15 protein-coding genes are annotated in these 14,302 nt (G+C 68.6%); 12 read left to right on the forward strand and 3 right to left on the reverse strand.

Annotated elements, in window-relative coordinates; translation table 11 throughout:
* Positions 1 to 128: 128 nt before the first annotated feature.
* The 12 genes from DBY63_RS19685 (at position 129) to madM (ending at position 11,416) form a co-directional block, all read left to right on the forward strand.
* The gene (locus DBY63_RS19685; RefSeq protein WP_027602164.1) at positions 129 to 1,484 is read left to right on the forward strand and encodes an MFS transporter; all 1,356 of its coding nucleotides are present in this window, start codon (positions 129 to 131) and stop codon (positions 1,482 to 1,484) included.
* Positions 1,485 to 1,502: 18 nt separating this feature from the next.
* Entirely contained in the window at positions 1,503 to 2,861 is a 1,359-nt protein-coding gene (gene gudD / locus DBY63_RS19690; protein WP_077172725.1) for a glucarate dehydratase, read from the forward strand.
* Positions 2,862 to 3,066: 205 nt separating this feature from the next.
* Positions 3,067 to 3,777, forward strand: a complete 711-nt coding sequence (locus tag DBY63_RS19695; RefSeq protein WP_027599545.1) for a YfdX family protein — start codon at positions 3,067 to 3,069, stop codon at positions 3,775 to 3,777.
* 129 nt (positions 3,778 to 3,906) lie between these two features.
* Positions 3,907 to 5,583 (forward strand): malonate decarboxylase subunit alpha, encoded by a 1,677-nt coding sequence (mdcA, locus tag DBY63_RS19700; protein WP_108582626.1) that lies wholly within the window; start codon positions 3,907 to 3,909, stop codon positions 5,581 to 5,583.
* On the forward strand, positions 5,583 to 6,440 hold the full coding sequence (locus tag DBY63_RS19705; protein ID WP_108582627.1) for a triphosphoribosyl-dephospho-CoA synthase: 858 nt from the start codon (positions 5,583 to 5,585) through the stop codon (positions 6,438 to 6,440). The genes mdcA and DBY63_RS19705 overlap by 1 nt, the downstream gene beginning before the upstream one ends.
* Positions 6,440 to 6,754 carry a malonate decarboxylase subunit delta gene (locus DBY63_RS19710; RefSeq protein WP_108582628.1) on the forward strand — a complete coding sequence of 105 codons (315 nt, stop codon included), beginning with the start codon at positions 6,440 to 6,442 and terminating at the stop codon, positions 6,752 to 6,754. The genes DBY63_RS19705 and DBY63_RS19710 overlap by 1 nt, the downstream gene beginning before the upstream one ends.
* The gene (locus DBY63_RS19715) at positions 6,747 to 7,613 is read left to right on the forward strand and encodes a biotin-independent malonate decarboxylase subunit beta (protein WP_108582629.1); all 867 of its coding nucleotides are present in this window, start codon (positions 6,747 to 6,749) and stop codon (positions 7,611 to 7,613) included. The genes DBY63_RS19710 and DBY63_RS19715 overlap by 8 nt, the downstream gene beginning before the upstream one ends.
* A complete protein-coding gene (gene mdcE / locus DBY63_RS19720) occupies positions 7,610 to 8,425 on the forward strand; it encodes a biotin-independent malonate decarboxylase subunit gamma (protein ID WP_108582630.1) in 816 nt (271 codons plus the stop codon). Before DBY63_RS19715 ends, mdcE begins: the two co-directional genes overlap by 4 nt.
* Positions 8,426 to 8,439: 14 nt before the next feature.
* A complete protein-coding gene (locus DBY63_RS19725; protein ID WP_244950565.1) occupies positions 8,440 to 9,060 on the forward strand; it encodes a malonate decarboxylase holo-ACP synthase in 621 nt (206 codons plus the stop codon).
* The gene (mdcH, locus tag DBY63_RS19730; RefSeq protein ID WP_108582632.1) at positions 9,057 to 9,992 is read left to right on the forward strand and encodes a malonate decarboxylase subunit epsilon; all 936 of its coding nucleotides are present in this window, start codon (positions 9,057 to 9,059) and stop codon (positions 9,990 to 9,992) included. The genes DBY63_RS19725 and mdcH overlap by 4 nt, the downstream gene beginning before the upstream one ends.
* A gap of 223 nt (positions 9,993 to 10,215) precedes the next feature.
* Complete coding sequence (gene madL, locus DBY63_RS19735) at positions 10,216 to 10,650, forward strand: malonate transporter subunit MadL (protein ID WP_074582601.1); 435 nt, start codon at positions 10,216 to 10,218, stop codon at positions 10,648 to 10,650.
* Between the two features lies 1 nt (position 10,651).
* On the forward strand, positions 10,652 to 11,416 hold the full coding sequence (gene madM, locus DBY63_RS19740) for a malonate transporter subunit MadM (RefSeq protein ID WP_027602155.1): 765 nt from the start codon (positions 10,652 to 10,654) through the stop codon (positions 11,414 to 11,416).
* Here madM and DBY63_RS19745 read toward each other — a convergent pair.
* From DBY63_RS19745 to DBY63_RS19755, 3 genes are all read right to left on the reverse strand, one after another.
* Positions 11,413 to 12,321, reverse strand: coding sequence for a LysR family transcriptional regulator (locus DBY63_RS19745; RefSeq protein ID WP_108582633.1), 909 nt, complete (start codon positions 12,319 to 12,321; stop codon positions 11,413 to 11,415). The genes madM and DBY63_RS19745 overlap by 4 nt on opposite strands.
* Positions 12,322 to 12,456: 135 nt before the next feature.
* Positions 12,457 to 13,452 carry a transketolase family protein gene (locus tag DBY63_RS19750; RefSeq protein WP_007158546.1) on the reverse strand — a complete coding sequence of 332 codons (996 nt, stop codon included), beginning with the start codon at positions 13,450 to 13,452 and terminating at the stop codon, positions 12,457 to 12,459.
* On the reverse strand, positions 13,452 to 14,300 hold the full coding sequence (locus DBY63_RS19755) for a transketolase (RefSeq protein ID WP_108582634.1): 849 nt from the start codon (positions 14,298 to 14,300) through the stop codon (positions 13,452 to 13,454). The genes DBY63_RS19750 and DBY63_RS19755 overlap by 1 nt, the downstream gene beginning before the upstream one ends.
* Positions 14,301 to 14,302 lie beyond the last annotated feature (2 nt).

The following is a 14,302-nucleotide window of genomic DNA, read 5'->3' on the forward strand; positions in this document are numbered from 1 at the left end:
ACAGATTTAACGGTTGAATGATAGCGTTATCTGTTTAATGATAGCGCTATCGTTGTCAGACGACTTACAACCTAAGCCCGCTACACGATGTCAGCCCGCACACAAAAACAAACCAGTGGGAGCTCTCCATGCACGAAACCAAGCAGACGCGCGTCCGCTATCTGATCCTGTTCATGCTGTTCGTGGTGACCACGATCAACTATGCCGACCGCGCCACCATTTCCATCGCCGGCTCCGCCCTGCAAAAAGACCTCGGCATCAGTGCCGTCTCCCTCGGCTACATCTTCTCCGCCTTCGGCTGGGCCTATGTGCTCGGCCAGATCCCCGGCGGCTGGCTGCTCGATCGCTTCGGTTCGAAGAAGGTCTATGCGGCGAGCATCTTCACCTGGTCGGTGTTCACCATGCTGCAAGGCTACATCGGTGAATTCGGCATCGGCACCGCGGTGTTCCTGCTGTTCGCCCTGAGATTCATGGTCGGCCTGGCCGAAGCGCCCTCCTTCCCCGGCAACGCCCGCATCGTCGCCGCCTGGTTCCCCACCAAGGAGCGCGGTACCGCCTCGGCCATCTTCAACTCGGCGCAGTACTTCGCCACCGTGCTGTTCGCGCCGCTGATGGGCTGGATCGTCTACCACTTCGGCTGGCAGCACGTCTTCGTGGTGATGGGCGCCCTGGGCATCGCCTTCTCGGCGGTCTGGATGGCGGTGATCTACAGCCCCCGCGAACATCCCCGCGCCAACAGCGCCGAGGTCGAGTACATCGCCAGCAATGGCGGCCTGGTCGACCTGGACACCCCCGGCAAGAAGAGCGAAGGTCCGAAGTGGAGCTACATCGGCCAGTTGCTGACCAATCGCATGATGGCCGGCATCTACCTGGGCCAGTTCTGCATCAACGCCCTCACCTACTTCTTCCTGACCTGGTTCCCCGTGTACCTGGTGCAGGAACGCGGCATGACCATCCTCAAGGCCGGCATCATCGCCTCCCTGCCGGCCATCTGCGGCTTCATCGGCGGCGTGCTCGGCGGGGTGATCTCCGACTGGCTACTGCGTCGCGGCAGCAGCCTGAGCGTGGCGCGCAAGACCCCCATCGTCGCCGGCATGCTGCTGTCGATGAGCATGATCCTCTGCAACTACGTCGACGCCGACTGGATGGTGGTGGGCTTCATGGCCATGGCCTTCTTCGGCAAGGGCATCGGTGCCCTGGGCTGGGCGGTGGTCTCCGACACCTCGCCCAAGCAGATCGCCGGCCTCTCCGGTGGCCTGTTCAACACCATCGGCAACCTGTCGTCCATCACCACCCCGATCATCATCGGCTACATCATCGCCGCCACCGGTTCCTTCAAGATGGCCCTGGTGTTCGTCGGTGCCAATGCCCTGGTGGCCGCCATCAGTTACCTGTTCGTCGTCGGCGAGATCAAGCGCGTCGAGTTGCGCGGCGTGCCCACGCCGCCTGCCGAAGCCCCGCTCGCCGCTGAAACCTCTCGCTGATCGCCAAGGAGCCCGACCATGACCCAATTCAACGCCACCCCCGCCCTGCACACCGGCACCCCGGTGGTCACCTCGCTGGAAGTCGTGCCCGTCGCCGGCCAGGACAGCATGCTGCTCAACCTGAGCGGCGCCCATGGCCCCTACTTCACCCGCAACGTGCTGATCCTCAAGGACAGCGCCGGCCGCACCGGCGTCGGCGAGGTGCCCGGCGGCGAGAGCATCCGCCAGACGCTGGAAGACGCCCGTCAATTCCTCATCGGCCAGCCGCTGGGGCAGTACCAGCGCATCCTCGGCCAGGTCCGCCAGGCCTTCGCCGGTCGCGATGCCAGCGGCCGTGGCCTGCAGACCTTCGACCTGCGCATCACCATCCACGCCGTCACCGCCCTGGAAGCCGCCCTTCTCGACCTGCTCGGCCAGCACCTGGAGGTGCCGGTGGCGGCCCTGCTCGGCGAAGGCCAGCAGCGCGACGCCGTGGAGATGCTCGGCTATCTGTTCTATGTCGGCGACCGCAACAAGACCACCCTGGACTACCGCAGCGAAGCCGAGAGCGACGACGCCTGGTTTCGCGTGCGCAACGAGGAAGCCCTGACCCCCGAGACCGTGGTGCGCCTGGCCGAGGCGGCCTACGACCGCTACGGCTTCAAGGACTTCAAGCTCAAGGGCGGCGTACTCAGCGGCGACGCCGAGATCGAGGCGGTCACCGCCCTGGCCGAGCGCTTCCCCGAGGCGCGCGTGACCCTGGACCCCAACGGCGCCTGGTCGCTCAAGGAAGCCATCCGCCTGTGCCGCGACCAGCACCACGTCCTGGCCTATGCCGAGGATCCCTGTGGCGCCGAGAACGGCTATTCCGGACGCGAGGTGATGGCCGAATTCCGCCGCGCCACCGGCCTGCCCACCGCCACCAACATGATCGCCACCGACTGGCGCCAGATGGGTCATGCCATCCAGCTGCAATCGGTGGACATCCCCCTGGCCGATCCGCACTTCTGGACCATGCAGGGCTCGGTGCGGGTGGCGCAGATGTGCAACGACTGGGGCCTGACCTGGGGTTCGCACTCCAACAACCACTTCGACATCTCCCTGGCCATGTTCACCCACGTCGCCGCCGCGGCGCCGGGCAAGATCACTGCCATCGACACCCACTGGATCTGGCAGGACGGCCAGCGCCTGACCCGGCAACCGCTGGAGATCAAGGGCGGCCTGGTGGCGGTGCCGCAGCAGGGTGGCCTGGGCGTGGAGCTGGACCTGGACGCCCTGGCCCGCGCCCACGAGCTGTACAAGGCCAAGGGCCTCGGTGCGCGCGACGACGCCATGGCCATGCAATTCCTCTCGCCCAACTGGACCTTCGATAACAAGAAGCCCTGCCTGGTGCGCTAGGCCCTTCGGCCCGCCAACAGCGCCCGCTCCGGACTCTCCGGGGCGGGCGCTGTTTCCGTTCCAGCGTCCGACACCTGGAATTACACCTACCGATAGCCTGCTAAGCGTTCGTTAAGCTCACCGGATGGACACTGACCCCAAGGTATCTCGCAACCCTGCCCGATACCCCCGCGGTTCCAGTTACTTTCGTATCCGGGAGAAGCACATGAACCTCAATCGTCGTATCGCCAAGAGCCTCCTCGTCCTGACCATCGCCTCGGTGTTTTCCACCGCCGCCCTGGCCGACACCCGACCCGACATCGCCACCCAGCAGGTCGCCACCCTGCCGGCGATCTCCCAGCAGGGACAGCAGGCCTTCATGGACGTGGTCGCCGCCCGCCAGGACCTCTTCGAGGCCCATGTCGATCAGGCCAAGCAGCACCTGGCCGCCGCCGAGAGCGCGCTGCAGACCGCCCAGACCGACAAGACCGCCTACCTCAAGTCGGCCAGGGACCTGCGCGGTCAGGACGGCAAACTCATGCAGGTCTCCGCGCAGGACGCCAAGGCCACGTCCTGGCTGCCGATCTGGAGCGGCATGGCGCTGCGTGACGACTATGTCGCCACCCCGGCCAAGAACCAGGCCGTGGTCCAGGCCAACGAGAAGATCCAGCAGGGCGATACCAAGGCCGCCGGCGAGATCCTCAAGGTGGCCGGCGTCGACGTCGACTACTCCACCGCCGTGCTGCCGGCCCAGGAAACCCTGGATCTGGTGCACCGGGCCAATCAGGAGCTGGGCCACGAGCAATACTGGCAGGCCAACCTGACGCTCAAGCAGGTGCAGAACAGCCTGAGATATGACAACGCCAACGTCGACGTGACCCCCACCGGCTGGTTCTCCAAGACCACCACGGTGTTCACTCCGGTCGACAAGACCTGAGCCGGTCGCGGCGGCCTGATGCAGGCAGGATCGTTAACTTCAGCGTAACGATTCCGCCTTCAGGTTGATTGAACGCCAGGGAGGCGAGGTCTAGGGTGACTCCACGACAGGTGATTCGTGGAGACTCCAATGACAACGACATCCCACCCACCGGCTCGGATCGCCAGGCGCCGCCGTGACAAGCAGCAGCGCCTGGACCGGGTGGCCGCGCTGGCCGAAGGCAAGGTGCTGCCCACCGCATCCATCGTCGCGGCCCTGGAACAGCTGCTCGCCCCCGGCGACCGGGTGGTGCTGGAAGGCAACAACCAGAAGCAGGCCGATTTCCTCTCCCGCAGTCTCGCCCAGGTCGATCCGGCCCGGCTGCATGACCTGCACATGATCATGCCCAGCGTCGGTCGCGCCGAGCACCTGGATCTCTTCGAACGCGGCATCGCCCGCAAGCTGGACTTCTCCTTTGCCGGCACCCAGAGCCTGAGGATCAGCCAGCTGCTGGAAGACGGGCTGCTGGAAGTGGGCGCCATCCACACCTACATCGAACTCTATGCCCGGCTGCTGGTGGACCTCATCCCCAAGGTGGTGCTCAGTGCCGGCTTCATGGCCGACCGCGCCGGCAACATCTATACCGGCCCCAGCACCGAGGACAGCCCGGCGCTGATCGAGCCGGCGGCCTTCAGCGACGGCATCGTCATCGTCCAGGTCAACCAGCTGGTGGACGACGTGTCCGAATTGCCGCGGGTCGACATCCCCGCGGACTGGGTGGATTTCGTGGTGGTGGCCGACCGGCCCTTCTATATCGAACCCCTGTTCACCCGGGATCCTCGCCATATCAAGCCGGTGCACGTGCTCATGGCGATGATGGCCATCCGCGGCATCTACGAGCGCCACCAGGTGCAGTCGCTCAACCACGGCATCGGCTTCAACACCGCGGCCATCGAGCTGATCCTGCCCACCTACGGCGAGCGCCTGGGACTCAAGGGCAAGATCTGCCGGCACTGGACGCTCAATCCCCACCCTACCCTGATCCCGGCCATCGAGAGCGGCTGGGTGGAAAGCGTGCACTGCTTCGGCACCGAGCTGGGCATGGAGGGCTACATCGCCCAGCGCCCGGACGTCTTCTTTACCGGTCGGGACGGTTCGCTCCGCTCCAACCGCCTGCTCTGCCAGCTGGCCGGTCAGTACGCCGTCGACCTCTTCATCGGCGCCACCCTGCAGGTGGATGGCGATGGCCATTCCTCCACCGTGACCCGCGGGCGCCTGGCCGGCTTCGGCGGCGCGCCCAACATGGGTCATGACCCCCGCGGCCGCCGGCATCCCACCCCGGCCTGGCTGGACATGCGCCAACAGACGGGCGACAGCGCCCCGGCGCTGCTGGAGCGCGGCAAGAAGCTCGTGGTGCAGATGGTCGAGACCTTCCAGGAAGGCGGCAAACCCACCTTCGTCGACACCCTGGATGCGGTGGAGGTGGCGCGCAAGAGCGGCATGCCGCTGGCGCCCATCATGGTCTATGGCGACGACGTGACCCACCTGCTCACCGAGGAAGGCATCGCCTATCTCTACCGCGCCCGCTCCCTGGAAGAGCGCCGGGCGATGATCGCCGCCGTGGCCGGGGTCACCGCCATCGGTCTGCGCAGCGATCCGGCCGAAGCGCGGCGGCTGCGCCAGGAAGGCCTGGTCGCGCTGCCCGAGGACCTCGGCATCCGCCGCACCGACGCCAGTCGCGAATTGCTCGCCGCCAAGAGCATCGGCGAACTGGTGGAATGGTCCGGCGGCCTCTATCAACCCCCGGCCAAATTCAGGAGCTGGTGATGCCCGCCCTCGCCCGTCTTGCCCCGCCTCCCGCCGAACGCCTGGCCGACCTGGCCGTGACGGCCCTGGTCGACGAAGCCGAACTCTCACCCAAGCCGGCCCTGGTGGATCGTCGCGGCCAGGGTGCCCACCAGGACCTCAGCCTTGGCCTGATGCTGACCTCCGCCCAGGCGCTGAGGCCCTGTTTCCAGGCCATGGCCGAAGCCGCCGAGCTGGGGCTGCCCGCGGCCGACTTGCGCCGCCTGATCGGCCGCCTGGGTCGCGATGGCGAAGCCGCGATGCTGAGCGTGACCGGTGGCGTCAACACCCATCGCGGCGCCATCTGGGCGCTGGGGCTGCTGGTGACGGCGGCCGTGCCTGGGCGTCCTGGCTCTGCTGAGGCCCTGTGCCTTGCGGCAGGTCGCCTGGCTAGCCTCCCGGATCCTGATGCTCCCAGCACTCTGCCGAGCCATGGCCAGCGCGTCGCCCAACGTTATGGCGTCGGCGGCGCTCGGGCCGAGGCGGCCGCCGGCTTTCCCGCCATCCACCAGCGCGGCCTGCCGCAACTGCGCGCCAGCCGCCAGGCGGGCGCCGGCGAGCAGAGCGCCCGCCTGGATGCCCTGCTGGCGATCATGACCCGGCTGGACGACACCTGCGTGCTGCACCGCGGCGGCCCCGTGGCCCTGGCGACCATGCAACAGGGCGCCCAGGCGGTGCTGGACGCCGGTGGCAGTGCCAGTCTGGCCGGCCGCCGCCAGCTGCTGGTCCTGGACCGGGAGCTGCTGGCCGCCAATGCCTCGCCCGGTGGGGCCGCCGATCTGCTGGCCGCCACCCTTCTCGTCGATCGCCTGGAGCCACGGCTCCCTGGAGACCTCTGATGGAACATTTCAGCTGCAGCTATCCGGCCAGCCAGCGCCGCCGGGGTCGGGCCCTGGTGGGTTGCGTCGGCTCGGGGGATCTCGAAGTCCTCCTCGAACCCGCCAACGCCGACTTCACCCTCAAGGTGACCACCTCGGTCAATGGCAGCGAACCGCGCTGGCGTGCCCTCTTCGACCGGCTGTTTGCCGCGCGCGAGGATCTGCCGGCCCTGACCCTGGATATCCACGACTTCGGCGCCACCCCGGGCGTGGTACGCCTGCGCCTGGAGCAGGGTCTGGAAACCCTAGACCTGGAGGACAGCACCCATGGCTGAAGCCACCCTTCCCGACGTGCAGGAATTGCTGCACAGCCGCAGCTTCGTCGAACTCGGTGCCCGCGAACGGGCGCGCACGGTGCTCGATGCCGGCAGCTTTCGCGAGCTGGTCGGGCCCTTCGAGCGGCTGATGTCGCCCTGGCTGCCCAGGCAGGGCATCGTTTGCCAGGCCGATGACGGCGTGGTGCTGGCCAAGGGGCTGATCGACGGCCAGCCGGCTGTAGTGTGCGCCATCGAAGGCGCCTTCCAGGGCGGCAGCATGGGCGAAGTGGGCGGCGCCAAGATCGCCGGGGCGCTGGAATTGGCCCTGGAAGACAACCTCGCCGGCACCCCGACCCGCGCCGTGCTGCTGCTGGAAACCGGCGGTGTACGGCTGCAGGAAGCCAACCTGGGGCTGGCGGCCATCGCCGAGATCCAGGCGGCCATCGTCGCCTTGCGCAGCCACCAGCCGGTGATCGGTGTCATCGCCGGCAGCGTCGGCTGCTTTGGTGGCATGTCCATCGTCGCGGGGCTGTGCAGTCAGCTGATCGTCACCCGCGAGGCCCGCCTGGGCCTCAACGGGCCCCAGGTGATCGAGCAGGAAGCCGGGATCGAGGAATACGATTCCCGCGACCGCCCGTTCATCTGGAGCCTGACCGGCGGCGAGCAACGGGTCGCCACAGGCCTGGCCGATGTCTTCGTCGCCGACGACAGCGCCGCCGTGACCGCCGCCATCCGCCAGGGCTTCACCCGGGGCGTTGCCGGCGCCTTGCGCAGCCAGCAGGCCGAACACTATCTGACGCGTCTTGCCGATCTCGACACCCGTCCCCAAGCGGACGCCGCCGCGGTCCGTGACCTCTATGCCGGAGACCAGCCATGAGCACCCAGCCTTCGCAACGCGGCCTGACCTGGTTCCAGGCCCTGGCCGGTCAGGGCGAGGCCGTCAACGGCCTGCCTGCCTCCCTGCGCGTCGCCGACCTCGAACTGGCCGGACGCCCCGCGCGCTGGCTGGCGGTGGTAGCGGATGCCGAAAATCCCTTTCCCCGCGCCCGCCAGGGCGAGGTGGGCCTGCTGGAGGGCTGGGGCCTGGCCCGGGCCATCCAGCAGGCCATCGCCGAAGATCGTGACGCCGCGGTGAAACGCACCCTGATCGCCCTGGTGGACGTGCCCAGCCAGGCCTATGGGCGCCGCGAGGAAGCCTTTGGCATCCACCAGGCCCTGGCCGGGGCCGCCGGGGCCTATGCCGAGGCGCGTCTGGCCGGGCACCCGGTGCTGGGCCTGCTGGTGGGCAAGGCCATGTCCGGCGGCTTTCTCGCCCATGGCTACCAGGCCAATCGCCTGCTGGCCCTGCGCGATCCCCAGGTGCAGGTGCATGCCATGGGCAAGGCCTCGGCGGCGCGGGTCACCTTGCGTAGCGTCGAGGAGTTGGAACGCCTGGCGGCCGACATTCCACCCATGGCCTATGATCTGGACAGCTATGCCTCCCTGGGCCTGCTCTGGCGCCAGCTGGAAGTGGCTCAGCCCGACCAGCCCTCGGCCGAAGATGTGCAGCAGGTGCGCCAGGCCCTGGCCGACGCCCAGGCGGATGTCCTGGCCAGCGGAGCCACCGATCTCAGGCTGCGGCTGGATGGCGCCAATCGCGCGGCCTCTCGCGAGGTGCGCGAACGCCTGAGAGCGGAATGGAGCGCGTAATGGGCGGGCGGTCGATGGGAGCCCAATACAGACCCCACGACCTGCTCTGGGGCCTGACGCCGGATGGCCTCTCGCCGGAAGCCCCGGCCTGGGCGGCAGAGGTTGTCCAGGCCGGGCTGCCGGTGGTAGTCCGCCGTGCGGTACCCGAAACAGACCTCATCCCGGTCGGCCTGCGCGGCACCACCCGCGCCGAACGGCTGGCGGCCTGGCTGGAGCCTGCTGCCGTGAGACGCCAGCTCTCACCCGAGGCGCTGAGAGTCTCCAGTGATTGCCGTGACCTGCCCGTCTTCTCGACCCTGGCCTTTATCGAACCGCTATTGGATGACCTGGGGCTGCCCTGGGGGCCCACCGGCGCTGCGGGTTATGAATTGGCCTCCGGCTGGCCGGCGCTGCATGCCGGGAGCGATCTGGATCTGCTGATCCGCTGCGCCGCTCCACTGTCGCGCGACCAGGCCCGGGCCTTGCTGACGTCCCTGCAGGGGCAAGCGCTGTGTCGTCTGGACATCCTGCTGGAAACTCCGCTCGGCGGCGTGGCCCTGGCCGATTGGGCCGGAGACGCCTCACGCGTGCTGCTCAAGACCACTGCCGGCCCCCGGCTGGTAGGCGATCCCTGGCCGGAGGCGCGCGCCGCATGAGCACCCTCTTCCAGTTTCCCGGCCAGGGCGCCCAGCGGCCCGACATGCTGCACGCTCTGCCCGACGACGCCGAGATCCGGCGGACGCTGGCGGAAGCCGCCGAGGTGCTGGACACCGACCCCCTGAGCCTGGACTCAGCCCAGGCCCTGGAACACACCCGCGCCGTGCAGCTCTGCCTGCTGATCGCCGGCGTCGCCACGGCGCGCCTGCTCTTGAGTCGCGGCCCGGTGCCGCAACTGGTGGCCGGGCTGTCCATCGGCGCCTATGCCGCCGCGGTGGTGGCCGAGGCCCTGGACTTCGCCGATGCCCTGCGCCTGGTGGCCCGCCGCGGTGAATTGATGCAGGCGGCCTACCCGTCCGGCTACGGCATGCTGGCGATCCTTGGCCTGGGGCGCGGCGCGGTCGAGAAGCTGGTCTCTGACCACCAGCGTCCTGACGCGCCGTTGTACCTGGCCAACGCCAATGCCGAGCAGCAATACGTGGTGGCGGGGAGCGACGCGGGCCTGGTCATGCTGGCCGAGGCGGCGCGCACCGAGGGCGCGGCGGCGGCCAAGCGCCTGGCCATGAGCGTGCCGTCCCACTGCCCGCTGCTGGCGGAGGCCGCCAAAACTCTTGCCCAGGCCTTCGCCGGCGTCGAGCTGCGCGCGCCGCGCCTGGCCTATCTGAGCGGTACCTCGGCACGGCGGCTGGTGCGCGCCGAACAGCTGCGCGACGACCTGGCCTTCAACATGGCGCGGCCCATCGAATGGCACGCCACCCTGGAAGCCGCCCGCGAGCGCGGCGTGCGCCTGGCCATCGAGCTGGCGCCGGGCAGCGTGCTCACCCAGCTGGCCAGGCGCGTGCTACCCGCCAGCGGCGTTCTGGCCTGGCAGGATACCCACCCCGACACCCTGGACGCGCTGCGGCGCGAGGAGGCGGCGCGACTGGACTGAGCTTTTCGCACGAGTCGGCCGCCCTCACCCCGGCCCTCTCCCCGAGGGAGAGGGGGTAAGAGCGGGAGCCGTGCCAGGCTTACACCCAACCTACAGGAACAACGGAGACCTTCAGACAGGGCGGCTGCCCCCACCCCAGCCCTCTCCCTCAGGGAGAGGGGGCAAGAGCGGGAGCGCTGCCCCAGGCTTCACCCCACCCCAAGCACAACCGAGGACAACAACAATGATCATCTACGGTGTAGCGCTCCTGGCCGTCTGCATGCTTGCAGGCGTCATCATCGGCGACTTCCTGGGCGTCCTGCTCGGGGTCAGGTCCAATGTCGGCGGGGTGGGCATCGCCATGCTCCTGCTGATCTGCGCCCGGCTCTACATGGAGCGGCATGGCGGCATGAGCAAGGAATGCGAATTCGGCGTCGGCTTCTGGGGCGCGCTGTACATCCCGGTGGTGGTGGCCATGGCGGCCCAGCAGAACGTGGTCACCGCCCTGCACGGCGGACCGGTGGCGGTGCTGGCCGCCGTGGGCGCCGTGGGGATCTGCGGCTTGACCATCGCTCTTATCAGCCGCAGCCATCGCGGCGAACCGCTACCGCCACTGCCGGACGCCGCCGTGGCCCCCGCGACAGCGGTCACTCATGCCGCACCGGTCGGAGGTCGCTAGGATGAACGACATCGTCACCAAAGCCCTGCAACACAACGGCCTGGTCGCCGCCTTCGCGCTGATCGGCCTGATCATGTGGATCTCGGTGATCCTTTCGCGCCGGCTGACCTTTGGCCGGGTGCACGGCTCGGCCATCGCCATCGTCATCGGCCTGGTGCTGGCCTGGGTCGGCGGGACCGTCACCGGGGGCCAGAAAGGCCTGGCCGACCTCGCGCTGTTTTCCGGTATCGGCCTGATGGGCGGCGCCATGCTGCGCGACTTCGCCATCGTCGCCACCGCCTTCGAGGTCCAGGCCACCGAGGCGCGCAAGGCCGGAATGATCGGCGCCGTGGCCCTGCTGCTCGGCACCGTGCTGCCTTTCATCGTCGGCGCCGCCGTGGCCTGGGCCTTCGGCTACCGCGACGCGGTGAGCATGACAACCATCGGCGCGGGCGCGGTGACCTACATCGTCGGCCCGGTGACCGGCGCCGCCCTGGGCGCCAGCTCCGACGTCATGGCGCTGTCCATCGCCACTGGCCTGATCAAGGCGATCATCGTCATGGTGGCGACGCCCGCGTCGGCGCGCCTGCTGGCGCTGGACAACCCGCGCTCGGCGATGGTCTTCGGCGGTCTGGCCGGCACCGTCAGCGGCGTCACCGCGGGGCTCGCCGCCACCGACCGCCGCCTGGTGCCCTATGGCGCCCTCACCGCCACCTTCCACACGGGTCTGGGCTGCCTGTTGGGGCCGTCGCTGCTGTTTTTCTGCGTGCGGGCGCTGGTGGGTTAGTTGCGCGCGTACATCCGGCACTCGGCGACGAAGGCCAGCAGATTGGGATCGCGCTCGCGGCTGCGCAGAAAGACCGCGCCGATGCGCTGCTGCAGGCGGTAGCGCGGGGCCAGGGGCAGCAGCTTGAGGCGGTTCTGGTAGACCGCCTCGACCCGCCCCGGCAGCAGCGCATAGCCCACCCCGGAGCTGACCATGCTCATCAGCGAGAAGATGTCGTTGACCTGCATGATCACCTCCGGCTCGAAGCCGGCCTGGGCGAACACCTGCCGGCCGTCGCGAAAGGTGGCGAAGCCCTGGGTCAGGGTCACGAAGGGCACCCCGGCGAGGTCGCGCAGGTCCACCTCGGCCTGGTCGGCGAAGGGCGAGTCGCTGGGCGCGGCCAGGAAGATGTCGTCGCTGAACAGCTCGACGCTCTCGCAATCGGCATCCACCACGGCGTCGTCCAGGGCCACCAGCATGGCGTCCAGCTTGAAGTCGCGTAGCTGCTCGGCGAGATCGGCGTTGGAACCCAGCACCAGGTCGATGTTGAGTTCGCTGCGCCTGAGCTTGAGGCCCATGATCAGCTGGGGCACGGTCTTGACCGTCAGCGAATAGAGCGCGCCCAGGCGAAAGCGATCGGCGGAAAAACCCGCCGCCTGCCGGGTGAGCCGCACCGTCTCCGCCAGGTCCTGCAGCAGTCGCTCGGCGCGCGCCTCCAGCACGAAGGCGCCGTCCAGCGGCGTCAGGGTACGCCCCTCATGCTTGAACAGCGGACAGCGCAGGGCGTTTTCCAGTGAATGGATGGCGCGGTGCACGCTGACATGGCTGGTGCCCAGCTCGGCGGCGGCCCGCGCCAGATTGCGACTGCGCATGAAGGCCAGAAAGATCTCCAGCTTGCGCAGGGTGAGTTCATCGGTATCGGACATGGCGGCCAGCGGGCGATGAGAGACAGCTGCTCACCTTGCCCGGATGGGCGGGCGGCGTCGAGTCTTCGAATCGCCCTGGCGGCGCCTGGCTTCCTCAGTGCACTCCCTGAGGTAACCAGGCGCCCTTTCCCCGCCCTACAACCAACCCTTGATCTGCTGGCAGACCGCCGTGGTGGAGATGCCGTAGCGGTCGTGCAGCGTTGGCAGCGCCCCGGCGTCGAGGAAGGCGTCGGGCAGCGCGATCTGGCGGAAGGTGGGCGTCACGCCGTTGCGCAACAGGGTGGTCGCGACGGCCTCGCCCAGGCCACCGATCAGCGAATGGTTCTCCGCCGCCACCACCAGTCGTCCCGGCTTGCGGGCTTCCGCCAGGAGGGTGGCTTCGTCCAGTGGCTTGATGGTCGGTACGTGCAGCACCGAGACGTCCACGCCATCCGCGGCCAGGGCCTCGGCGGCCTCCAGGGCGCGCATGGTCATCAGGCCGGTGGACACCACCAGCACGTCGCGTCCGGGGCGCACCACCTGGGCCTTGCCCAGCTGGAAGCGGTAGTCGTAGCGATCCAGCACCAGGGGCACGTTGCCGCGCAGCAGGCGCATATAGACCGGTCCCTGGTGGGCGGCGATGGCCGGCACCGCCTGCTCGATCTCCAGGGCGTCGCAGGGGTCGATCACCATGAGGTTGGGCATGGCGCGAAAGATCGCCAGGTCGTCGGTGGCCTGGTGGCTGGGGCCGTAGCCGGTGGTCAGCCCGGGCAGGCCGCAGACGATCTTGACGTTGAGATTCTCCTCGGCGATGGCCATGCAGATGAAGTCGTAGGCGCGGCGCGAGGCGAACACCGCATAGGTGGTGGCGAAGGGCACGCAGCCTTCGCGGGCCATACCGGCGGCGGCGCTCATCAGCAGCTGCTCGGCCATGCCCATCTGGTAGAAGCGCTCGGGATGGGCCTTGGCGAAGATGTGCAGGTCGGTGTACTTGGCGAGGTCCGCGGTGAGGCCGACGATGTCCTGGCGCTGTTCGGCCAGGGCCGCCAGGGCATGACCGAAGGGAGCCGGTCGCGTGGGCTGGCCCTCGGCGGCGATGCTGGCGATCATCGCCGAGGTGGTCAGGCGTGGCTTGGTGGCGGTGGTAGTCATCAGAAGTCCCTCCCGGCATCCAGGGCGTCGAGGGCCAGGGCCCATTCGTGCGCCTCGACGCGGATGAAGTGAGTCTTGTCGCGGGTTTCCAGGAAGGGCACGCCCTTGCCCATGCGGGTATCGCAGAGAATGATCCGGGGCTGCGCGCCCGGGTGCTGGCGAGCCCGGTCGAAGGCGGCGACCAGCGCCGCGCGGTCGTTGCCGTCGACGCGCTGGACGAACCAGCCGAAGGCCTGCCAGCGCTCGGCGAGGGGCTCGAAGGCGAGGATCTCGCGGCAGTGGCCGTCGGCCTGCTGGTTGTTCACGTCCACCAGGGCGATGAGATTGTCCAGTTGCCAGTGGGAAGCCGACATGGCCGCTTCCCAGGTGGCGCCTTCGTTGAGTTCGCCATCGGACAGCAGGTTGTAGACGAAGGATTTCGACTGCTTGCGCTTGAGGCCGAGGCAGGCGCCCACGGCGATGCCCAGGCCCTGGCCGAGGGAACCGCCGGTGATCTCCATGCCGGGGGTGTAGGCGGCCATGCCCGACATGGGCAGGCGGCTGTCGTCGCAGCCATAGGTCTCCAGTTCTTCCTGCGGCACGATCCCGGCCTCGATCAGCGCGGCATAGAGGGCGATGGCGTAGTGGCCGATGGACAGGTAGAAGCGATCGCGCCCTTCCCATTCGGGCGCCTGCGGCTGGTAGCTCAGAGCATGGAAGTAGGCGACCGCCAGGACGTCGGCGACGCCCAGGGCCTGGCCGACATAACCTTGGCCCTGGATCTGGCCCATGCGCAGGGCATGGCGGCGGATGTTGTGGGCGCGCTCGGCCAACGAGAGCGTTGTGGGTTGTGGCGAAGAAGCGGTCATGA

The sequence above is a fragment of the Pseudomonas sp. RIT411 genome (assembly GCF_003057735.2).
Lineage (GTDB): Bacteria > Pseudomonadota > Gammaproteobacteria > Pseudomonadales > Pseudomonadaceae > Chryseomonas > Chryseomonas oryzihabitans.